The 21042-nt window shown below is 56.6% G+C and carries 25 protein-coding genes and 1 pseudogene; 11 read left to right on the top strand and 15 right to left on the bottom strand.

Annotated elements, in window-relative coordinates; translation table 11 throughout:
• Nucleotides 1-284 precede the first annotated feature (284 nt).
• The 4 genes from VJ651_RS07170 to VJ651_RS07155 all read left to right on the top strand — a co-directional run bounded on the left by VJ651_RS07170 (nucleotide 285) and on the right by VJ651_RS07155 (nucleotide 3187).
• On the top strand, nucleotides 285-1271 hold the full coding sequence (locus VJ651_RS07170; protein WP_324106783.1) for a hypothetical protein: 987 nt from the start codon (nucleotides 285-287) through the stop codon (nucleotides 1269-1271).
• Nucleotides 1272-1286: 15 nt separating this feature from the next.
• Nucleotides 1287-1775, top strand: coding sequence for a hypothetical protein (locus VJ651_RS07165; RefSeq protein ID WP_324106782.1), 489 nt, complete (start codon nucleotides 1287-1289; stop codon nucleotides 1773-1775).
• Between the two features lie 136 nt (nucleotides 1776-1911).
• Nucleotides 1912-2364 (top strand): type III secretion system chaperone, encoded by a 453-nt coding sequence (locus tag VJ651_RS07160; protein WP_324106781.1) that lies wholly within the window; start codon nucleotides 1912-1914, stop codon nucleotides 2362-2364.
• 16 nt (nucleotides 2365-2380) lie between these two features.
• The gene (locus VJ651_RS07155; protein WP_324106780.1) at nucleotides 2381-3187 is read left to right on the top strand and encodes a hypothetical protein; all 807 of its coding nucleotides are present in this window, start codon (nucleotides 2381-2383) and stop codon (nucleotides 3185-3187) included.
• 37 nt (nucleotides 3188-3224) lie between these two features.
• Here VJ651_RS07155 and sctL read toward each other — a convergent pair whose 3' ends face one another.
• From sctL to VJ651_RS07080, 15 genes are all read right to left on the bottom strand, one after another.
• Complete coding sequence (sctL, locus tag VJ651_RS07150) at nucleotides 3225-3881, bottom strand: type III secretion system stator protein SctL (protein WP_324106779.1); 657 nt, start codon at nucleotides 3879-3881, stop codon at nucleotides 3225-3227.
• Complete coding sequence (locus VJ651_RS07145; protein ID WP_324106778.1) at nucleotides 3842-4519, bottom strand: SctK family type III secretion system sorting platform protein; 678 nt, start codon at nucleotides 4517-4519, stop codon at nucleotides 3842-3844. Before VJ651_RS07145 ends, sctL begins: the two co-directional genes overlap by 40 nt.
• 36 nt (nucleotides 4520-4555) lie before the next feature.
• On the bottom strand, nucleotides 4556-5416 hold the full coding sequence (gene sctJ, locus VJ651_RS07140; RefSeq protein ID WP_324106777.1) for a type III secretion system inner membrane ring lipoprotein SctJ: 861 nt from the start codon (nucleotides 5414-5416) through the stop codon (nucleotides 4556-4558).
• Complete coding sequence (locus VJ651_RS07135; RefSeq protein WP_324106776.1) at nucleotides 5413-5895, bottom strand: hypothetical protein; 483 nt, start codon at nucleotides 5893-5895, stop codon at nucleotides 5413-5415. Before VJ651_RS07135 ends, sctJ begins: the two co-directional genes overlap by 4 nt.
• A gap of 21 nt (nucleotides 5896-5916) precedes the next feature.
• Nucleotides 5917-6459 (bottom strand): tetratricopeptide repeat protein, encoded by a 543-nt coding sequence (locus VJ651_RS07130; RefSeq protein ID WP_324106775.1) that lies wholly within the window; start codon nucleotides 6457-6459, stop codon nucleotides 5917-5919.
• Between the two features lie 12 nt (nucleotides 6460-6471).
• Nucleotides 6472-8295: a type III secretion system outer membrane ring subunit SctC gene (gene sctC, locus VJ651_RS07125; RefSeq protein WP_324106774.1), complete on the bottom strand. Its 1824-nt coding sequence runs from the start codon at nucleotides 8293-8295 to the stop codon at nucleotides 6472-6474.
• Between the two features lie 26 nt (nucleotides 8296-8321).
• On the bottom strand, nucleotides 8322-8738 hold the full coding sequence (locus VJ651_RS07120; RefSeq protein WP_324106773.1) for a CesT family type III secretion system chaperone: 417 nt from the start codon (nucleotides 8736-8738) through the stop codon (nucleotides 8322-8324).
• Nucleotides 8739-8896: 158 nt separating this feature from the next.
• Nucleotides 8897-9136 carry an EscF/YscF/HrpA family type III secretion system needle major subunit gene (locus VJ651_RS07115; RefSeq protein ID WP_324106772.1) on the bottom strand — a complete coding sequence of 80 codons (240 nt, stop codon included), beginning with the start codon at nucleotides 9134-9136 and terminating at the stop codon, nucleotides 8897-8899.
• 295 nt (nucleotides 9137-9431) lie between these two features.
• Nucleotides 9432-10022 carry an RNA polymerase sigma factor gene (locus VJ651_RS07110; protein WP_324106771.1) on the bottom strand — a complete coding sequence of 197 codons (591 nt, stop codon included), beginning with the start codon at nucleotides 10020-10022 and terminating at the stop codon, nucleotides 9432-9434.
• Nucleotides 10023-10654: 632 nt separating this feature from the next.
• The gene (locus VJ651_RS07105) at nucleotides 10655-10951 is read right to left on the bottom strand and encodes a hypothetical protein (RefSeq protein ID WP_324106770.1); all 297 of its coding nucleotides are present in this window, start codon (nucleotides 10949-10951) and stop codon (nucleotides 10655-10657) included.
• A gap of 39 nt (nucleotides 10952-10990) precedes the next feature.
• The gene (locus tag VJ651_RS07100) at nucleotides 10991-11470 is read right to left on the bottom strand and encodes a SycD/LcrH family type III secretion system chaperone (protein WP_324106769.1); all 480 of its coding nucleotides are present in this window, start codon (nucleotides 11468-11470) and stop codon (nucleotides 10991-10993) included.
• Between the two features lie 2 nt (nucleotides 11471-11472).
• Nucleotides 11473-12348, bottom strand: coding sequence for a type III secretion system translocon subunit SctB (sctB, locus tag VJ651_RS07095; RefSeq protein WP_324106768.1), 876 nt, complete (start codon nucleotides 12346-12348; stop codon nucleotides 11473-11475).
• A gap of 130 nt (nucleotides 12349-12478) precedes the next feature.
• A complete protein-coding gene (gene sctE / locus VJ651_RS07090) occupies nucleotides 12479-13720 on the bottom strand; it encodes a type III secretion system translocon subunit SctE (RefSeq protein WP_324106767.1) in 1242 nt (413 codons plus the stop codon).
• Nucleotides 13701-14210 carry a SycD/LcrH family type III secretion system chaperone gene (locus VJ651_RS07085; protein ID WP_324106766.1) on the bottom strand — a complete coding sequence of 170 codons (510 nt, stop codon included), beginning with the start codon at nucleotides 14208-14210 and terminating at the stop codon, nucleotides 13701-13703. The genes sctE and VJ651_RS07085 overlap by 20 nt, the downstream gene beginning before the upstream one ends.
• 68 nt (nucleotides 14211-14278) lie before the next feature.
• Nucleotides 14279-14920 (bottom strand): hypothetical protein, encoded by a 642-nt coding sequence (locus VJ651_RS07080; protein ID WP_324106765.1) that lies wholly within the window; start codon nucleotides 14918-14920, stop codon nucleotides 14279-14281.
• 395 nt (nucleotides 14921-15315) lie between these two features.
• Here VJ651_RS07080 and sctW point away from each other — a divergent pair, with 395 nt between their 5' ends.
• From sctW to VJ651_RS07045, 7 genes and pseudogenes are all read left to right on the top strand, one after another.
• Nucleotides 15316-16536, top strand: a complete 1221-nt coding sequence (gene sctW / locus VJ651_RS07075; protein WP_324106764.1) for a type III secretion system gatekeeper subunit SctW — start codon at nucleotides 15316-15318, stop codon at nucleotides 16534-16536.
• Nucleotides 16533-16898 (top strand): hypothetical protein, encoded by a 366-nt coding sequence (locus tag VJ651_RS07070; protein WP_324106763.1) that lies wholly within the window; start codon nucleotides 16533-16535, stop codon nucleotides 16896-16898. Before sctW ends, VJ651_RS07070 begins: the two co-directional genes overlap by 4 nt.
• Nucleotides 16899-16953: 55 nt before the next feature.
• Nucleotides 16954-17379: a hypothetical protein gene (locus VJ651_RS07065; protein ID WP_324106762.1), complete on the top strand. Its 426-nt coding sequence runs from the start codon at nucleotides 16954-16956 to the stop codon at nucleotides 17377-17379.
• 8 nt (nucleotides 17380-17387) lie between these two features.
• Nucleotides 17388-17771 carry a tetratricopeptide repeat protein gene (locus VJ651_RS07060; RefSeq protein ID WP_324106761.1) on the top strand — a complete coding sequence of 128 codons (384 nt, stop codon included), beginning with the start codon at nucleotides 17388-17390 and terminating at the stop codon, nucleotides 17769-17771.
• Between the two features lie 2 nt (nucleotides 17772-17773).
• Complete coding sequence (sctV, locus tag VJ651_RS07055; RefSeq protein ID WP_324106760.1) at nucleotides 17774-19897, top strand: type III secretion system export apparatus subunit SctV; 2124 nt, start codon at nucleotides 17774-17776, stop codon at nucleotides 19895-19897.
• Nucleotides 19898-19967: 70 nt separating this feature from the next.
• Nucleotides 19968-20186 (top strand): annotated as a pseudogene (locus VJ651_RS23610) (FHA domain-containing protein); the annotation flags it as partial.
• Between the two features lie 60 nt (nucleotides 20187-20246).
• Nucleotides 20247-21020 carry an EscD/YscD/HrpQ family type III secretion system periplasmic domain-containing protein gene (locus VJ651_RS07045; RefSeq protein WP_324106758.1) on the top strand — a complete coding sequence of 258 codons (774 nt, stop codon included), beginning with the start codon at nucleotides 20247-20249 and terminating at the stop codon, nucleotides 21018-21020.
• Nucleotides 21021-21042 lie beyond the last annotated feature (22 nt).

Below are 21042 nucleotides of genomic sequence, written 5' to 3'. Positions count from 1 at the left end.
ATTGTGGCGGTGCGGCAAGCATTTCTCGCAAGGCAGCATGCATCACGCGCTGGGGGGCATGTGCAGCAAGGATGATTCGAATCGGTGCATTCAGAAATTTCATGACACCACCTCTGTAATGCGTGGCAGACGGGCAGCCTCGGCATATGGCCAACAGGTGGGCGAGTAGCGGAACCACCTCAACAGAATTCATTGAGCGCAAGGACGTGGAACCAAAAGAAAATTATTTCCACTTAGTGGGTTAATCGGACTTTCACCTCGCCTAACCCTATTCCGGAGCAGACATGATTCCCGCCTCAGCCACCCCAAGCCCAAACCTTTTCAATTCTCAGCTCCAACGCGTCAGCGATAACGATAGCGAGGCGAACGCTCCCGCAGCAGCTGAACCTCCTGCGCAGGAGATCCCGCCGAGATGGGCACCCGGTGGATTCGGTACTGGAACTGCAAGAGCCGGCGCTGCTAGCCTTGTACTAACTCTCATTCCTGTTTTGAAGAAGGCGGCGCCGGAATTAGGCAATGCTCTGCCGTATTTTGTAGCTGGCTTTGCTGGGCCAACCGCGAACGCTGGAATTACCAGGTGCCTGCCGAATGGCAGCAAGGAATTTAGGGTAGACCCAGAAAACGCAGCACTCCAGGCGCGACTTAAGTTTTGCGTAATCGCTGCGACATATTTCACGGCTCTTACGGCCAATGATCAGTTGTCTAAGCATGTGTCCGGCCCTGGAGCAACTGTGGGGGGGCTCGCGATATCGGCAGGAGCCGGACAGATGGTGACACATTTTCCGTTTATTCTGCAGACACTTATGGGCAACGAAGTCACGGAGCAAGATGTGACACGCTCGACCCTCGGAAAAACCTTGGTAACGTCATTGATGACCGGCATGTTTGGGGCAGCCGCCGGAGGAGTGGTTGATGTTGCAAATGCAATATTGAAATCGATACCGGCCTCTGATCTGGAACATGTGCCCCCGGAAGTTACGAGTTATATTCCGCTCGCGGTCGCCGTATTGATATTTGCTGGATTGGCATCCTTTGCGCCGCCGCATATTCAGAACTTTATGAACTATTTGAGTTCAGGACACGCTGCCAACGCACAAGACAATCCGGGCGATGTTGAAATGCAGGATCTTCCTCCCGCTGTGGACACGCTTGACAGTGCAGCCCAAGAAGAGAGGACACCCTCTGACGGCCTCGTCGTACATCCTACTGTCAACTTGTCCAGTCCTCCCGCAGAACCGCCTGTCAACACTGCGGCGCTGGAGCGAGCATAAGTTCACGGAGCAGGCATGCGAGACGACATATTCGACAACGCAGATTTGGCAGAAAAAATTGCTCAGCCACCGGAGCGATATCTGGATGTGCTACGAGATTTCTGCGGCCTGGTTGAGTTGAATTTTGAAGAAGTAGTGGCTTCAGACGGGGTGACACTAGGCGATGTGCATATAGGCTTCATGCATTTTGGCGTAATCAATCCAACGTGCATGAAAATCATCGTTGAACTGAATCTGCCGCCATCGGAGCGAAAGGAAAGCGTCTATCTTCAGATGTTGCAGGCAAATGCCGTGCTGCCTGTAGAAGGTCTCGCGTTCGCTTCGGTGCCGGAAACAGACCGGCTTGCATTGGTATCGACGATCTCGCTCGATGAAAAACATGGCCTGAACGGCCAACAACTGCATGACAAAATCCTGGCCCTCGCCGAGCTGTCAAAAATGGGGCAAGTGATCAGCGATCGATCATTCAGCCGCGCGGTGTTTACCGGGTTCAACAAAATCTAGGATGTTGTGAAGGCGTGCCCCATAAGTCAAGCAAGCACGCCACAACCATTCGGACATATCCATTGCAAAGCGGCGCCTGCCCATCTTCGCACTCCCAGACCAATCGATGACAGGCACAAATCGCCAGAAGGAAAAAATGGATTTCAACTTTCCGTATATTGCGCTCGAATTTGGAAGGATTATAGGAATACCGGATATCGAGATTTCCGATGCCAATAATGTCACCTTGAAAATACTCAATAGCAAGATGCTTCGTATTCGTTGGCATCCTGAAGACGGCAAGGTGATCGCAACGGTATGGCTCATGTCGATGCAGAGGGAAAGTGCGGCCGAAGCGTACCGGATTCTGTTGAGTGAAAATTTGAGAGTATCGAGAAATCGCGGTGCATTCCTGGCCATCGACGATGAATACAACCAGCTGCTTCTGGTTTACTGCCTGCACCCGATCCAGATCGATTGTGCTGAAAAATTGCATGAGCATGTTGAACATCTCATCGGACTCACCGAACAATATATCCAATTAATGGAAGATCAAAAATGTGAGCGGCCAGGCCTCCGTCACTTTTTCGATATGAACCAGGCGTTTTAGGGCGGAGCAGAAAAATATGTGGAGAATACTTGGTGACTGTCTCTCCGGATATTGCGCGAACAGCGCATCGCCGCCGCCTTCTCAAGGCAATAACGGGCCATCCGTGCGCATACAGCAGACGCGCGCCACGCCACTGGTGGACGCAGCCAACCGCGCAATAACTGACAGAGGCCCGCCGCTTGACTCGCCGCAGTCGAGAACATCAGCTGTTCCTTCCATCAATCATGAGGCAGTGGGGAAGCGCCCGATCGACCCGCCGTTGATCGTTAAAGACGTCGCGGCAAGTTCTTCAAACGGCATTGGCTTCAAAATCTATTCCTTTGGCGGAGCGTTGCCGCCTGATTTAAGTATTGAACATAGCGAAATTTCCCATGGCGAGATCGCAAAGCGCATTGCCGCCACCGATAAAAAGGTAGGGATTGGGCGCATGGAATATAGTTCGCAAAGGATGTACTCCTGCGATTTTCGCCCGTGTGTCCCGGTGTTCGCATATTACCGCCCGGCAGACGGGGAGGATTCCGATAATGACGTACCAATGGCCTTGTACCATGCGGAAGCCTATATAACGGACAGGCTGGACGAGTTATTGGCATCCCCGAAGCATGGCCAGGCCACCGACATATTCGTTGTCACTCGAAATGCGGATGATGCGATGAGAACAAGGAATGGCGTTTTAAAACAAAGTGCGATTTCGCTCTATGTCAATTCCAAACTTCCCGCCGGCACGAAATTCCACATTATTGAAGTTTCGTGGGGGCCCTTATCCTTGCGTGTGGCGGCAGATAAAATCGAGGTCTGGACAATGCAAGACCAGGGCGTTTGATAGCAAACGATATCTGCGCAATCGGGCCGGCGACACATCAACTATCCGGGACGCCTCCTTGCTCAATCCCGATGCCCGCCTTTGCCGCGGCGGCACGAGTAAGGGAAGCCTCAATCGCATTGATCTGGGTGTCGATATCGGTCTCTATCATACCGATATCGCTCAACAGGACGCAGGATCCCGCGGCGATTCTCGGGTCGCTCTCGACAACCAGGCTGCGCAGATTAGGGCAGGCGCTCGCCAAGGTATCGGCGGATCGGCGTACGGCCTCATATTGCTCCGGATGTACACGAATCGTTCCCTGGGTTTGATTACGCAAAGTGTGGAGTGCCTTGGAAACAATAATTCGGGCGCGCTCTGCATCATCGAATTCTGAAAAGATCTTGCGCATCGCATTCATCACAACAGCAACCAACTCAAGTTCCACCTTTGCGATATAGGCGTCGCGCCGCGCGATCATGTCCAGCGTGATCCGGGCCTGCTTTTCCTGCGCTTGCCGGATCCCTTCCGCGTACCCGCGTGCCTCCTCGCGTACTGCGTTTTCCCGGGCTGTGGCGATGATGGTCCGGGCATCCGCCTGCGCCAGTTCAAGGCATTGCTGCCCGGTTTTCCAAAGCTCGATCTCTTCGCGTCGGACGAGCTTTCCTTGTCTCGCTAGACGGACCTGTTGTCCGCCAAGAATCTGCTCGCCCATGTGGTCTCCAGTTCCCGCAATAGTTTTGCCGCCATGCGCCGCAATGTCGGCGCTTCGGGGATGGTTGAATACGCGCTTGCCTCTGCCTGCGCCACATCCGGCAGCATCAGTTGCACGCGGTCCCATAGTCCGGCTTCATGCTGGCCGCATAATTGCGACAAGGCGGCGTACCCGGCGCCACGTATGGCAGCCATGATTTGATCCGGTCCGTGACGCCGCGGCTCGGCAAGGGCAGCCGCGCCCAGCAATGGCGCACGATGCAGCATGAACCAGTACAGCGCATCGCCAAGCACTTGCTTGTATGCGTCAACTTCCTTTTTGCCGATGACCTGCCTTACTTCCTGTGCGGCAAAGAGCGCGCCGAAGTGCAGCAGAAACGCATCCAGGCGACATGGCTCGAGCAGCACGATAGCCCACACCAGGCGATCCGTCCCAGCATCCGAAGGGGCTGCCACAAGCGCACGTTGCGATGCGATATGGCGCGACACGAATCGGTGTGCGCGCATGCTCACTTCGTTCGCCTGAAACATCGGCGGCAGGATTTTCCTCTTCCAATTCTCGTCCATAGACAGACTGGGACGCAGTGCGAAATCGGCCGCGCGACGTCCGCCAAGCTGCAATAGAGAGATGATTGACATCGATGCAATTCCTTCCTTGCGCAGAGCCCGCATGCTTCAGCTTGCGGAGGATATACGCAGAGCCTTCTTCATCCCGGCAATGAATTTGATTTGTCCGTAGCGGGGATCGCGTGCCGCCAGGTAGATCGCCATTCCCAACGCCAGCAGGAATGCGATCATGAAACTGGCGAACATCAACCGCACCGAGGCGACCGATCCTTTCTCGACACGCAAGAACAATACATTATCCAGATGGGGGTTCTGGGCGTCATTCTGCGTGTTTGCGGCCCCCACCAATACCACCGCCACCTTGTCCGGTGCCAGCCCCGGGATACTGTTCGTTGTAAGAGAACGGATCTGCGACACCACATTCTCAACGCCATACCCAGGCCGATACTTGAGAAATACGGCCGCAGACGACGGAACGATAGGCTCCCCCACTCCGCTGCGTTCCGGCAGAACGATGTGAACGCGAGAGGCGATCACGCCATCAATGCGCGAAAGCGTCAGTTCCAACTCCTGGGACAACGCATACAAGTAACGCGCACGCTCCTCGAGCGGAGAAGAGATCAGGTTTTCTTTTTTGAATACGTCACCCATCGTTACCCGCCGCGTATGCGGCAAGCCCTGCTGGTGCAGCACATCGATCGCGCGCACGACGGCCGATTGCTCGACACTGATGCTCACGCCGGCCTTGTTGCTCGTCTTGTGTGCCTCGATGCCAGCATTGAGAAGCGCGCCCAGCACTTCATTGGACTCGCTCTCCAGCAATCCGCCGAACAGCTCCACCTCGCTTCCACATGCTGTCAACAGCAGCGCGGTGCACATGATCATCGCCGGTACGCCACGCGCCCAAAGACGCTGCATTCCGGACACCGTCCGACAAACGATGTGACGAAGAATCCGGTCGCGGTTCATGACGTGTGCAACAAGCTGTCGACCGCGGTATCGAGCTTCTTGACCCCGCCGGAAAAAAACTCGACTTCGGTCATCATGGACGTCATATTGACCATCAACTTCATACCATCGAGCATGGATAGTTCCGTTTTCTGCGACTCGAACTTTTCAAGTCTTTGATGAACTTCCTGTATCCTGCCGTTGACGCTTTCATCGATTTTCTGCAGGCCTACCAGGATTTTGTCGCCCAGTCCCGAAGACCGCATATCGCCGCCGGTATAGAGCGCATTGACAGGCTGGTCCACGCTTCCGGCCGGCGCTGCCACTCGAAACGGTGATGCGGCCACGTTTTTTTCCATCTGCGCCATATCCGCCATCATGCTGGAAAATCCTTGCGCATCGCCTGTGCTCACCTCACGGCGACCAGGCGCATTCGGTGCATTCGGCGCTAATGCCGGCGAGACCGCGGCAGCCCCGCCTAGAGTTGTCATTGGATCCATGTTGTCTCCTTCAATGTAGGTCTACAAACGCGAGTCTTTAACCACTTGCATGCAATGGACTGCAGCGGGGCCGGACCTGTACAACAAATCATCACGCAAGGCCTGGACATAGCGCCCGACCGATGACTGCACATCGCAGCACGCCAACTGCTCAAGTACCAGCGCACATTGATCGAAGCGGCCGGCGCGCAAAAAAGCGCGACCGAGCAATGCCCTCATCTCCAGGCTGTCCGGCATCTTCGCTAGTGCGTCCTCCAGCAGCGTCACCGCTGCGTACGGGTCGTCACTGCTCATAGCGAACAATGCCAGGCCTATCACCGGCAACTCGGACTCCGGGAGAAGCTGCCGCAACGCATTGAATATCAGTTGTGACTTTGTACGATGTGATGTCGACATCGCGCGAAAGCCGACTTCGGCCAATGCCCTCGACAGTTCCCTGGGCAATAGTCCACCTGACATCCGGTCTCCGGGATTCGCGGCAGCCGATGCCGAGGATGAACACGTTTGCTCCTCGTCGGCACAAATATCGTTGCTGCCAGTCTGGCCATTCATCAAACTCGTCATGTCTGCATCTCCTCAATCGAATAGGGTTCTGCCGCCAGGCGATGCTGACTCTTTTACGGATAGTGCCGGCGGTGCGGCGCTGGTCATCAAGGCTGGCGACAATGGCGCGGACGAGGCCTGGCTATCACGCCGAAGCGACGACTTGTGTTCTATCCCGCTGTCCGTCTTGTCCGGCCCGCCGTTGTCGATATTCACAATTCGCGGAGTAATCAGAAACAAGCGCTTGGTGTCATCGGTCTGGACGATGTTGTTGCGAAACAATCCGCCTATGACCGGAAGATTCGACAAGCCGGGTACACCGGCAGTGCTGTTCGAATCGGCAGTCCTGTCGTAACCGCCGATCAGCAGGCTCTGATTCTCAAGGATGGTGGCCTGCGTGCTGATGCTGCTTTGTTGAACGAGCGGCAGGCTCAGTCCGGTTCGATTGACCAGTGCACCGTCCTGAATATCGACCACCAGCCGTATTTCGGCCGGCGCCTTCCCGTGGGAGATCACATGCGGCGCCACTTTCAACATGACGCCGGTCGTCACAGGAGTCAACGTGGCCACGCGTTCGCCTTGCACCGGCACATAGAAGGTCTGGCTCAGGTCAATGACTGCGATCAGGTTATCGGTGGTAAGAACAAACGGCTTGCCGACCACCTTCGCATCGCCTTTTGTCTCAAGGAGCTTTATCTTGGCAATCAATGCGGCTGCCTGGTTGCCGACCAAGGTGACCGCATTGGTGTTATAGCCGAGCGACAGCGCGCCCGCGGTCGGCACCACCTCATTGTTACCCAAGGTAGCGCTTAACTTGTGGTTGCCGGCGATCGTCCAATCGATGCCCAGTTCACTGAGACGGGTTTTGCTGATGTCCACCGTCATCGCTTCGATTTCCACCAGTGCGACGGGAACGTCGATCGCTTCGATGAGCTTTTGATACATCGCCAGGGCCTCAGGCGTGTCCTTGATGATCAAGGCGTTCAGACGCGTATCCGTTTCGATCGTTGCGCCGCTGCCAAGTTCGCTGCCTATCACCTGTTCCGACGCCGCGGGTCTTGCATCGTCGCTGACGTTCATCATCTTCGTCCCGCCCGATCCGTCGACCGCGCCGCCGCCATTCGGCGGTATCCTGTTTGCATCCCCGCCCGTGCGTACCCTCGGCGATGCCGACGATTGCCCGCTGCCGGCCAGGCTACGCAAGATGGTCACCACTCCGGGAATGACGATGCTCGTTCCGCGTACGTCCACCGTACGATCTGTTGCATTCGCATGCTTCAGGCGAAACAAGGCGATTTGCTTGCCACCCGGCGTGACCCTGAGCGATTGCACGGTCGCGTCAACCAGATCGATATACTCGCGCGGCCCGGACAAGAAAACCAGGCCGGGATCCGGCATCGTCGCCCAGCCGAACTTCGCATCGAACACGCCCAGATCGATCATCGCCTGCTTCAGGTTCGTTACCGCACCTTTGGGCACCGCCAGCGTACGGGTTTGCCATTCCGCTGCGCGGCTCACATAAAGCGTGCCGTTGTAGTAAAACCAGGTGAGACCTAGCGTCGATGTCACCTGATTGAGAAATTCTGACGGAGTCGGTGCGTTCAAACGTCCGTTGAGCTTGTCGGATATATCACGCCCCAGTTTTAGCCGAATGCCAAAATTCGCACAAAAATCGGCGAGCACTTTGGCGACCGGCGTATTGGTCGCGTAGTACGCATATGCGCCAGTGTCGCGCGCCAGCGGCGCGGCATGTACTGTCAGAGGATAGGAAACCAATGCAATCAAGGGCAAGGTCAACAGCAGAAAGCGACGAAACGACATCGCGTCGGCCGAAAACACCTTGAGAAGCGCAGCCATTACTCGCCGGAGACACGTCCGAATTGCTATCGCTGCCATGGCACGCTCTCGCTTTTCTGCGTCGGGCGCAGGACACGCCGCCAACGCTCGGCCGCATTCAGGAACTGTGACACCGACGCCTCCATGTCCAGCAGGGACGCGGTGGAATCAAGTTCACACTGCAGGACCAAGGCATCGGCGGCTGGCGTTTGCGCCAAGGTATCCTGGCGTATCTTCATTTGCGATGTGGAGTAGCGCAGGGCCGATTCCAGCATGACGCGGCGCTGCGATGTTTCGGTCGGCAATTCGGCCAGCATGGTTTCGAGCACCAGGCGCCCACCGGCAAGCGGATAGACGTCGAGGCGACCGCCGTCATAAGCTAACGAATAGCGGCCATCGGTGCGCAGACACTCCCGCACCGAGACTCCTCGCGTCTCAAGCAGCAGCCGGATATTTTTTGGCAACAGCAAGGTATCCACAAATCCGCCCCGTCCCGATTAAGAAACTCAGTGAGTGACAAGCGTCGCGCGTTGACTACAGCCTCTCCCGCATCGAGGATGCCGCGATTGCTGCACATCCTTACGTCGGTATGTCGTCATTCATCTGTTCAATACAGATGCGCTTACATTTTCTGCAGAACGTCCTTGATCATGTCATTGGCGTCCTTGATCAGGGTGGCGACAAGGGACGTAACGTTTTGCAACGTCGCCAGCTCGGTCTGCATTCGCAGCAGTTCTTGTGGGCTGAGTTCCGTCGTCCCGGCAAGAGAATTCATTATGTCTTGCATTCTGGTGTTGGCAGCATCCAAAGTGCCCGACATTTGGGTATAAACCCCGGTTCCGGAGAAGTGTGTGCTCGGCATGGTATGACTCCTGTCATGAAGTAGGAAAGTCCTTGTTTGCGGATGGTCAGACGGCAGCTGATTCGACAAACTCTTCCGCGGCTTCCACGGCAACCAGCAACTGCGCCAACTGGCTGAACTCATTTCCTGAACACCCGGCTCTGAGTTTCGCTTCCAGCGCGTATCGCCCTCGCCTCAACACTTCCAGTAACCGTCGAGACTCATCCTGCGACACGTCGCCCCTTGAAAAATCGACTGTATGTTGCGTTTGCATCGGTGATCGCATATGGCACCTCCTGTTCACAAAGCGCGCCTGCTAAGGTGCAGCGCAGTCTTCCATTGCGCCCGCATAGCCGGCGCCCTCTTCGACCAGTCGCTCCTCCAGAAAGGATCGAATGCGGGAAATCCTGCTGCGCACGGTACCAATCGGGATGCGCAAACAGGCCGCGGCCTCGGCGTAGGACATCTCCTCTACGGCCACCAGAAAAATCGTCTCGCGCATCTCTTCCGGCAGCAGACTCAGGTGATGTTGCAGTCGACTCAACAGATCACGCAGTGTCACTGCGGCGTGCGGATCGCAGGAGTAGCTGCTGTCCAGCTCTAACACGCTGTCGTCTACCCAGCGATAGATGCAGCGCGGCGATTTGCACAGATAATTCGTCACAAGCTTTGAAGCGATCCCATACAGCCAGGTGCTGATCTTGGAGTCTTCACGAAAATGCTGGATGCCTTTCACCGCCTCGAAAAATGCTTGCTGCATGATGTCTTCGGCCTCGGCCGGATCGCGCACCCGGCGCAATATGAAACGGAACAGGTGTGCTCGGCGCTCCCGCACAAGCTCGGCAAGCGCGAACAAATTTCCTTCATGATCAGACCGACTTAATATTTGTTGTTCTGTAGTGTCCATCTGCAATCCCGGCAAATTGAAGCAGGCATGCGTCAGCCCGAGTTTCGGATCAATCCGCCTGGGCGGCATCACCGATCGCATTCAGTTCAGGGTATTCAATCTCATCAAATTAGCCCGTAAAACCATCATCCGAGATGCCGTTTTTTATTGCACTAACTATTAGTGCTTGTTAATGGCCTAGCAGGCTGTTGAGAAACGTAGCGAGCGGGCCGAGACTGGGACCGAGGAGCGCACGCGTACGCCTGTACGCAGAGCACCTCAGGCCCCAGGATCAGCCCGCGCAGTAGTTTTTCAACAGTCTGCTGGAGCCGTTTTCGCTTCCAGGCAGGGTGTGCAGGTTTCGTCCTGCCATGACCCGCCGTCTGCAGTGAGAACATGAAGGCCTGCTGCGTATGCCGAATGTCGGCCACGAGATACATGACGCAAGATCGGCCATGTTTTTGGGATGCGTTTGAATGGCCCGACTGAACTCGTACCGGTAGTGCTATCTACGGCGTTGAGAATGGAGCGTTGCGATAAGCATGGTTCCGGCAATGGGCACTGCCGGAACCAGTTTGAAAAAATGCGGCGCGTGGTCTGCTTGAAATTTCAGACAAGCGGTTTTGAAGAGACGGCCTTTCGACAGGTGCAATTCAAATCATGTCGCGTGGGCGCTTCACCCTGAGCTTCGACTGTGTCCCTCTTCTGCGCGCCTTTTCCTCGGCCAGCTCCTGCTCAATCTCCTGAAGATCAGCCTTGACCAGGGCCCGCGCTTTTTCACGCTGTCCTGGTCCGCCGTGTGCTTCCAGGACGGCACGCACCTTATCCGGATCCAGTCCGTATTGACGATACAGGTCGTCGGTCGAGCCGCGTTGTTGCCGCGCCTTGCCAACCAGCCGCTCTGCTTGTTTCACGATTTCCGCCACCTTGGGATCATGAAAGTTTGACATAGTGATCTCCTGTTTGTGTGCTTGAAAATGAATCGCAGTTCATGCGCAAGCATGCTTGCTTATATAGGCCTTCAATTCTTCGGCACGTCGCAACACCGCGTCAAAGCCACCGGCTTCCTTGCAATAGCAAATGACCGTCTCCAGCGTCCCGAGAGCCGCATCAAACTGGCCCGCGAGCAGCTGGCAATCGGCCACGCCCATCATGTGTTGCGGCGTCAACGGGTCGATTACCGCAGCCATCGAGTACGCCTGGATCGCCGGCTCGTAATTGCCGAGACGCTGATGGCTGAGTGCCAGTCCATTGAGAAAGCGCGGCTCCGTGGGGCGGTACACCGTCAGAAATCCAAAGTAGCGGAGAGACGCCTCGTACTGCCCCTGCGAGTAGTGGTTGAACCCCAGCCCATACACCGATTCAAGCGTTTCCGGACTCAATCGCCGCGCCGACGGCAAGGCGCGCAACTGATCAATCAGTTCATTCGTGGATGAATCGCCGGATCCCTCTGCCTTTGGATCGCCCATGATCAGCTCGCAATCTTGCTGTTGGTGTCATGCTGGAGTTGAATGAGGGCCTGCATTTTTTGCAGTAGGTCCTGCATGAGGTCCTGCATCTCGCGCACCCACTCCGCCGCGTGTTCCGACAGTGCCTGATGAGTCGTTGCCAATGCATCGAGCTTTTTGGAGTCAGCGGTGTCCAGGTCGGCTTCCCGCTTGAGTGGCGCAGCAGCGACATCGCCTGCCGAGCTCACCATCTGGCTGACGCCCATGCCCATTCCCGGCCATATCATGCCGTGTGCAGCTTTCCGTTTCGACAGTTCATTGAGTTTTGCGATGTCCTCGGTTATTGCATCCATGCGCTTGCCGACTTCCTTGGTGGCCACGCCATCGGACCTCAAGGTCTCCAGCTTGCTCTCCAGGCCGGCAATCTTCTTATCAGTCGAAATACTCTTCATCGACGATTTAAGTCCGTATGCATTGCACGCGATCCCCAGGGCGCCAGCAGCTATTCCCATAGCACCGCTAATGATGGCGGCCTTGAAGTTCGCTTCAGCCGCGTCCTTCAGTTTCTGCGCGGCGCTCAGCAGCACTTCCACCTGGGCCCGAAGCTCGCTTTGGCGTATCGCCTTCTGCGCCTGGCGCGTCTTGCTTGCAAAGTCATACAGCAGTTTCATGACATCTTCGATATCCGTTTGCGTATGCTCGAAAGCAAAGCCCAGCTCCAGGATATGTGCCTGCGTTGGCCCGTCCGTTGCATTGGGCGGCGACAAATCAGATTCAGCGACCGAAGAAGGCGGCGGCGGTGCTTGATCGGATTGCCCGCTTCGTGGCGCAGACAGTTTCGGGTCACCGATACCATCGAGATAATAGATATTTTGAGTACTTGTAACGCTGCTTACCATGTTGTCCTCCGTTATTCGAAAGTGAGGCGGGCGAGAAATTCCTGGCGACCGCCGAGGTCGTTGCCGCAGGTTGCCCGTGGGAGCATTTCTCGCACCGCCGTTTGAACCACTCTATTCATTTGCAGACGCATTACACGGTTGAGCCTGTTGACCCGATATTGTCGATCAGCTGCAGGTGGGTCTCGCTATTCGTGGTGAGCATCCGGATACAGTTGCTCATCATTTCTTCGACGGCTTGCATGATCTTCTTCAAGTCCTCGCGGCCCTCTTCCATCATCTTTTGCAGTTTGAGCAGCAATGCCTCCAGCTCTTTCTTTTGCGCCATGGCTCTATCCGCCGAGTGCTGAGCGTCGGCAGCCTGGATCTGCATGGCGCCGTGGCCCACCTGGGTCGCGCCTGCGGTAATGCCCGCTCCTGCTTGCATTGCCCTGCCGACCTTCATCGCCATTGCCGCAAATTTGCTGAGCTTGTCCACTGCCTGCGTCATCGCAGCGCCGCCTGTCATGACCGTCGCGACCACCATGACGGCAAGCGACGCGGCGATCGTAAAAGCCATGTTCAGCCACATCGCGGTATCCTTGGCGGCGCCGGAAAGTTCGGCGATACCACCTGCCAGATTTCCCATCAGTTGCGGATCGACTGCAAGAGCCGCTCCCCCGGTGACGACGGTAGCGGCCACGGTAGCCAGGATCTTGCCGAGGGATTTCGCCTTTTCCTCATCCATGCCGAAGCTGACGAGCATTTTTGTCATGAGGTCGGATAACCAAGCGGACGGCTCCAGCGCCGGACCTCCGCATTCCTGGCTGATCGCACTCGCCAGAGTCAGCGTCGTCCCGGCAAGAAGAATGACGGAAACCGCCAGCAGTGGCGCGGCAGCGCCACCCGTTACCGCGGTCGCGACAGCGGCAAGCGCGGTACAGATCGCGGCGGCGATAAAGGAGAAGATCTTGGTAAGCCAGCCGAAAATGCCGCCCGCCTTGTCCTTCTCCTGCGCCTCCTTGCATTTATCGACCCACTCCTGGATCTTCTTCATTGCGCGATCATTGATGTCTTGCGTTTTCTTGCGATCGATTTCCAGCCCGTCCTTGCCGGTTTTAATCTGCTCGTCGAAGGTTTTCGATCGCAAGGCGGTCAGCAGAATGGCCATGTCATCCGTCGTAAAGCCTAACGTCGGCAAATCCAGCTCCGGCGCATCCGGCAACGAACCCGTGCCCGATTCCCGGTCGACTCTGCGTGACAATACGACTAGTTCATCGAGCAGTGCCGTCGAATCAACCTCTCCCGAGCCGTTCGACCGGCCGGCGCCGATAATCGCCGAGACATCGCTTGCATACGGCGACGCAGCGGAACTGTTACTTACTGTTTGAGCCATGATCTCCCTCTCTGTCTTTCGATTTGCGTTCGTTTGCGACCAGTGAATCCAGCATCGCCTGCGCGCGTGCTTTCAGGCCCGCATACCGTTCATCGCGAGACTGCAGAATCACGAATCCCAACGCCTCTTTCGCATCGTCCACGCGCCCCAGCGGAATCATGCATTCCGCGGTATGAAAGGTCGGTACCGGGTCACGCATATCCATGACGGAAGCAATCGAGTAGTACTGAATCGCGTCCTCGTAGCGCTTCAACATATGCAAGCTGGCGGCAAAGGCGCTGACAAAGCGCCGCTCCCACTGGTTATGGATTACCAGAAAACCGAACGCTTTCATCGCATCCGAATAGCGCCCCTGCTTGTACAAATTCGAGCCGAGCGTGTACACCACTTCGTAATCCGTCTCGGTGTAGCCGTACACATCGCCCAAAGTGCCGCCATTGTTGAACAGTTCGCTCACTTGCTCGGCCAGTTTTTCGACTGGAAATTGCATGCTTTGCATATCGACCTTCCCTGTTTTTCCCTCGGCTCGCGCTGTCAATGCATTGCGCAGGCGCCGCTTTATGCCAGATTGCGGATGATGGAGTCCAGCACGTCCGAGTACTTCTTGATGAAGTTGGACATGATGTCGAAGCCCTCGTTGCGCTTATTCATCACGCTTTGCAGACGCAGCGTATCCATCTGTTGCAAGTTGCTGAGAGCGTCGATCGTGCTCTTGAGCTTGCTGATGGCGCCGTCGACGTCTCCTTTTGTCCGGTCGCCGCACATGCCGTGCCCTTGCCAATTAAGATGATTGCCACTCCCCCCCTCATTTGTATCTCGCTGTCCCATAGGGGTATTAAACAGATTGTCTACACCGGCAGCAGTCAATGCCTCATTGACGTCCGTCTCCAGCTGGTAGTCACCTGCGCTCCATGGCCCTTCACCTCCTACCGCATCTCTGACCTTGTCACCCGGTTTGGCATCGCTCGCAAATTTTGCTTGAATCGCAGTGACTGCACTGAGTGCGGTGTTCAGGTTGGCGATAGCTTGATTGCGTTTATGGATTTGCTCGGCCTGTTGCGTGACCACGTTATCCAGTTCGCCGACGCGCTCCTGCTGGACCAACAGCATCCACTGCTCCACATTCAGCGTCGACTGGAGCTCAACGCCGTCAACTTGAACAAATTGCGATCCCATGGTGATGCCAATATCATTAGCCATGATTTACTCCTCCGCTTTTCCTGCGCCTGCGCGCAAAACAACTCAAGTTTTTGGATACCCATCCATCTCGTGCCGCCCTTGAGTCAGGCTGCAATCAAGAGAAATTTTTCGTAGCCGAACAGGTGGTGAAGTTTCCGTCCGGGAGTTCTACAAAGCCTGTAGTGGAAGTTTTACGAATAAGGTTCCATCCCTCGGGAAGCAGCATCTCTTTACTGCAAGATGCCCGCACGACGCGGACAATTTGGCGCGGGCAGCCAGGGAAGATCGATCGTGGGAGCGGCTCGCGACGCCCGGATGCAGCCAATTGTTAATGTTGTTAATAGCGGTCGACCGAACTCTATTCGTTTTTCTTCCACCAAGCGCTAATCAGTCAGTCAATCAAGCAACGCAACACCATGTCCACTGCGAACATCAACGGCATATCGACCATCAGCACCGTCCGGGTGGAGCATGCTGTCGACGTTCTGTCCGCGCAATCGCACTTTGATCAGGTTCCGGCGCAGGGCGCCGGCGTTCCTGGCCAAAAATTCAATCTTACCGATGCTGCGGAAGAGCTTGGATTCGCGCATCAAGAACGTGCGGAAGACAAGAAACTCGACGAGTTCGAACTGACCCATCCGCAAGCTGATATCGTTCAGCGGGCAGCCAAGATAGAAGAATTACTGCAAATCCTGGGAAAGAGCTCCAACGCGGAGGATGCGGCAAGTTTCGCGGCGCGTCTGATCGACATTGCAGGGCAACGCCTGTCCCTGCTCGCGGCCGTACGCAATTTCAGTCGCGACCCAACCAGGCAATATCTGGCACTCGAGCATGCCTATCACATGGCACGCGCCAATGGAAGCAACCCCGACGTCGTCGAAGCCTTGCGCGACGCCGTCGAGTGGATGCACGCACTGCATGCGCCCACGATACGAGCCGACATCAACACGGTCGCAGAAGCGACGGCCTTCAGCCAGGAACCGGCGGCAGCGGACATGTTTCGCACCACTTACCGGGACGCGGTTTTGGGGCAGGCCACATTCTCTGCCACACTTGCCCTGGTGCTCGAACGCTTCGGCGATGAACTTGAACGCGGCGTCGATCTCCTGCGCAAGGCGCTAGGCTCCGACCTGGCATCGATCCGCCCCTCGTCCGAACCGGAACGCCTGCACGCCATCCTGCAGGACCTGTATCAGCTGTCCGCCGCGGTGGCCGTACTACAGCGCTGTCGCAACATAGTGGAATGGCTGAAGCGCGCCTATCCGGTGCTGAATCTGAAGCCCGTCGTGCTCATGACGGACCTGGTGAAGTTCACCGCGGAGCAATGGATCGAGAGTCATTACGTACTCCGACTAATACAAAAGTATGGGTTGGACATAATCGATGAAAAATCGAATGAGGCCGGTATACACTCAAATAACGGATCGAAACACTCGAATGGAGAAGAACCGGATGAAGATGATCCCGGCGAGTTTGATGACGATGAGCCGAAAGCCCAGGTCTTGTTTTTGAATGGCGTCCTGGACATTCTGCGCAGCCTGCCCCCGAAGATATTTTCCGGCGACGAGCAAAGGCTGCAGACCATCGCGGCAGTGCAGCAGTTGATTGATAGCTTACTTCTGGCGGAGGGGCAATGAATCTTGAAGTCATGTCCTCGTCAGGGAGCGCAGCAGGCGAAGTGAGCTGGATACCGTATGGCACGGAGAGCATGATGCTCGATCTGGAGAACGGGCGCTGGCTGATGCTGGATAAAACGGTGGAGGAAGAGCACATCATGAGCCTGTTTGCACCGTGCCCATGGACTCTCTTCGAAGCGGCGGAACAAGGACTGCGCAACATCAGCTTGCGCAAGCGGCCTGCCCCCGCGATTGCCTTGGGCGTGCACAGGAATGCACTGGTGCTCAGCATGAACTTGGGGCGCAACCCGCCGAATACGACGCTGCTGGACGCGGCCATGCAGTCTCTGTTGCGATTTCTGGAAGTCTGCCTCAAGTCGTAAGGACCTATGTCATCGTCGTCGGCTGATTGAATCCGACATTGCAAGGAAAACTCGAATGGCTTTGTCTCCCGTCAAGAATAGCCCAGGTACGGACCTTGACAGCATCTTTTCAGAGCGGGGCGTTGAAGGCATGCTGCCCGGCCCGGAGCATGACTTCAGGCTACCGGACATCAATTTGCTGCAGCCGGCGGAAGTCGTCATTGCCTCGCAAATCGACCGCATGCTTGGCCGCTCCAATATCGAGGACATTGTGCTGACAGCCATTCAACCGCGCGTATTGAATCGTCTGCTGTTGCGACCGGAACGCTTTAATGCGGCCGTGGCAGCGCTGGGGCATTCGCTGGAAGCGCTGTGCCATTCGCATGACGGCAGGGAAAGCATCGCTCCTCAGTTGGCTGCCCGCGCCCATGCCGTATTGCAGGAAGAAATCGGCTTGCGCAAATTACTCGATTCGTTCCGCAACGCTTTGCTACAAGCCTAGAGGGTGTCATGCAAACTTTTGATCCACACTGCATCGAAGCGCTCCAGATACTGTCCCATCAGTATCTGCGTCAAGGCAAAGCCGATCGCGCCGAGCCCTTGCTGGAATTGCTGGTAGCGGTAGAACCCGTGAATAGCGAAATACGGCTGGCCCTGGCTTATGCGTTCTTGTGCAACGGCAGGCCCGTCGAGGCGCTCAAGACGCTGGCTGCTCTCCAGGTTTCGCGCCACGCGGTAGCGCATTTCCTGCGCGGCCGGGCCCTGGCGCAGACCGGCAGGCCTCAGGATGCACGCACGGAATTCGCGCGCTACTGCATGCTGTACAAGCAGGCAGCAAGCCGCACAATGCCGGTCGGCCCGGTTAACGTCCCAAGCACCACGCGAAGGCAATAGCGATGGAACGACTACTTCAAACATCGCAGCGCCTGGTCCTGGCCGCGTCCCAGCGAGCCGACATCGTGTTTGCCGTCATCCTGATTGCTGTCGTGTTCATGCTGATTCTGCCACTGCCGACTGGCGTGGTCGATGTCTTGATCGCACTGAACATTGCGGCATCCGCGTTGTTGCTGATGGTGGCCATGTATCTTCCCAATCCGCTCGAATTCAGCTCGTTTCCCTCGGTTCTGCTGATTACCACCCTGTTTCGCCTGGCACTCTCGATTGCGACCACCCGCCTCATTCTGCTGCAGGCGGACGCGGGACATATCATCCAGGCCTTCGGCGATTTCGTGGTCGGCGGCAATCTGGTAGTAGGTCTGGTGGTATTCCTGATCCTGACCATCGTTCAATTTATCGTCATCACCAAAGGCGCGGAACGCGTTGCGGAAGTGGCTGCCCGCTTCTCGCTCGATGCCATGCCGGGCAAGCAAATGTCGATCGACGGCGACATGCGCGCCGGCATGATCGACAAGAACGAGGCGCGCGACAGACGTGCGAAGGTGGAAAAGGAAAGCCAGCTCTACGGGGCCATGGACGGGGCGATGAAATTCGTCAAAGGCGATGCGATCGCGTCCATCATCATCGTTGCGGTCAACCTGATCGGCGGCCTGCTCATCGGCACCGCGCAACACGATCTCAGCGCCGGCGCCGCGATGCGCGTCTATTCGGTGCTGACTGTCGGCGACGGCCTGATTGCGCAGATACCGGCACTGTTTATCGCGATTACCGCCGGCATCATCGTCACGCGCGTCACCAACAGCGACAATACCAAGAGCAATATCGGCCGCGACATCTCGAATCAGATTCTGGCGCAGCCGCGCGCGCTATTGCTGGTTGCGACAATTCTCTTCGGATTCGCATTCGTTCCCGGCATGCCGTCCGCGGTGTTTGCCGCGCTGGCGGTCGCGGCCGGTGGGGTCGGTTTTGTATTGTTCAGGACCTCGAAGCTCGTCATGACGGATGACAAGGGAAAACCCGTGCCGGCGATGGCGCGCTCCGGCGACCTGGCGCCGACCCGGCCGGAAAATGCGGAGGAAAATTTTTCCTTGACGGTGCCGTTGATGATGGACGTGTCGCAAGAACTGGAAGCGCTATTCGAGGCCGATTTGCTCAATACCGAATTGCTGAGCGTGCGCAAGGCGCTTTACTTTGATCTTGGCGTGCCGTTTCCCGGAATTCATCTGCGCTACAACAAGAATCTGCCGCCGGAAACCTATGCGCTTCTGGTACATGAAATTCCGGTCACGCAGGGCCGCATACGGCCGGGCTATGTGCTGGCGCGCGAAGCCGACAAAACACTGACCGACCTGGGCATCCCTTTTGAAGAAGACAAGTTATTCCTGCCCAATATTCCGACACGCTGGGTGGCGGCGGAGTACGGCGATCAGCTGCGCACCTATAGCGCGCAATTCATGGAGCCGCTGCAAATCCCCATTCATCACATGGCGGTCGTGCTGAAGCGCTATGCCGGCGAGTTTATCGGGGTACAAGAGACACGCTTCCTGATTTCGAAGATGGAAGAGAAATTCCCCGACCTCGTGAAGGAATTGCAAAGACTGATGTCACCGCAAAAAATCGGCGAGATCCTGCAACGGCTGGTATCGGAAGGCGTTTCGATTCGAAACCTTCGCGGCATTGCCGAGGCGATGATCGAATGGGGACAAAAAGAAAAGGATTCGGTCTTGCTGACCGAGCATGTGCGTACAGCCCTCAAGCGCCAGATTTCCTATAAATGCGCATCCAAGCAGTCCTTGCTTCCCGCTTACATGCTGTCGCCCGGCGTCGAAGATGCCGTGCGCAATGCGGTCCGACAGACATCGGCCGGCAGCTACCTTGCCCTCGACCCGGCTCTGTCGCGCGCCATTGTCCACAACATCAAGCGCGCGGTTGGCGATTTGTCGGTGGTCAGTCAGTTGCCGGTACTTCTCACCAGCATGGATATACGGCGTTATGTTCGCAAAATCATAGAACAGGATTTGTTCGAGCTGAACGTCGTCTCGTACCAGGAACTGTCCCAGGAAGTGAATATTCAACCTCTGGCGCGGATCGACTTGCATAGCACGCCCGAGCCTGTACCGTGACCAATTGTATCGCCCGGCACTTGTCCGACATTTGCCCGTAAACCGAGCATTATTTTGAAGAACACACATCATGCTTGAACTACGCATCTTAGACGGTTTGCAAGCCGGCGCTCGACTGAAGCTGCCGGATGGCCAATACCTGATTGGCGATAGCGATGACTGCGACATCGTCCTCGTTGGTCATGGCATCGAAGCTGCCGCCCTGCAGCTCTCCGTCGACGGCGAGACCGTCCTCGCAACGCCGCGCCAGACCGGCTGCGGCGTGCGCTCCAATGAAAGCGCTGCCGAAGAATTCCGACTGGCACCGGGGCAAGCGTTTCATGTCGCGGATATCTGGCTTGCGGTCGACATGGAAGACAAGCCGTGGCCGTCCAAGCGCTCATGGCTGGAGCAGCCCGAGGCGATGATCGCCGATGCAGACGCAGACGCGCCGCAGCAATTGCCTGCTGGTGAAGCGCTGCACCTCGCCGCAGAGAATGCGGGTGCGGCCTCCGTGATGTCCGCCACCCCGGATGCTGCGCCTCCGCGGGTCGGCCGCTGGCTTCTTGTCGGATGTGTTGCGACAATTGCCTGCGGAAGTGCATTGGCTTACGTCATGAAGCCGACATCGGAACTCGATCCGAAACTAAAGCCGGAGATCAGCAAGACAGCAGCAAGAACCCAGGATGCTGTCCGCGCTTCGGAACCGATGGTGATCGAACCCAAACCGGCGGTGCCTGCCACACCCCATGAATCGAGATCGGCAAGCAACGCATTACCCGAACTCGAGCAGAGCCTGGTGAATCACAAGTTGAGCAAGCAGCTTCAGGTTATCGATGAAGGTAACGGCATCCGGATTAGCGGCGAGCTGGACAGTGAGCAACAGCAGGTGCTTGAAGCAATCCTGGTCCCCTTTGTCAAAAAGTATGGAGACATGCTGGCGATCAACGCGAGCATTATTCCTCCGGCCAGGAATCTCCCGTTCGGGATAACGCAAATAGCCTCGGGCCCGCTGCCTCACATTGTCACCGACGATGGTGTGCGGATGTTCATCGGGGCTAGTTACAAAGGCTTCAGGCTGGCGGCGGTCAGGGATCACAAGCTCATGTTTTCCGGCGAGCGCCCTGTGGAGATCGACTGGTGAACATGGACATGGATCAGCACGC

The organism is Noviherbaspirillum sp. (assembly GCF_035254865.1).
In the GTDB taxonomy this organism is placed as follows: Bacteria; Pseudomonadota; Gammaproteobacteria; order Burkholderiales; family Burkholderiaceae_D; genus Noviherbaspirillum.
The sequence above is the reverse complement of the archived record's forward strand: the minus strand, read 5'-3'. Positions and strand labels throughout refer to the sequence as shown.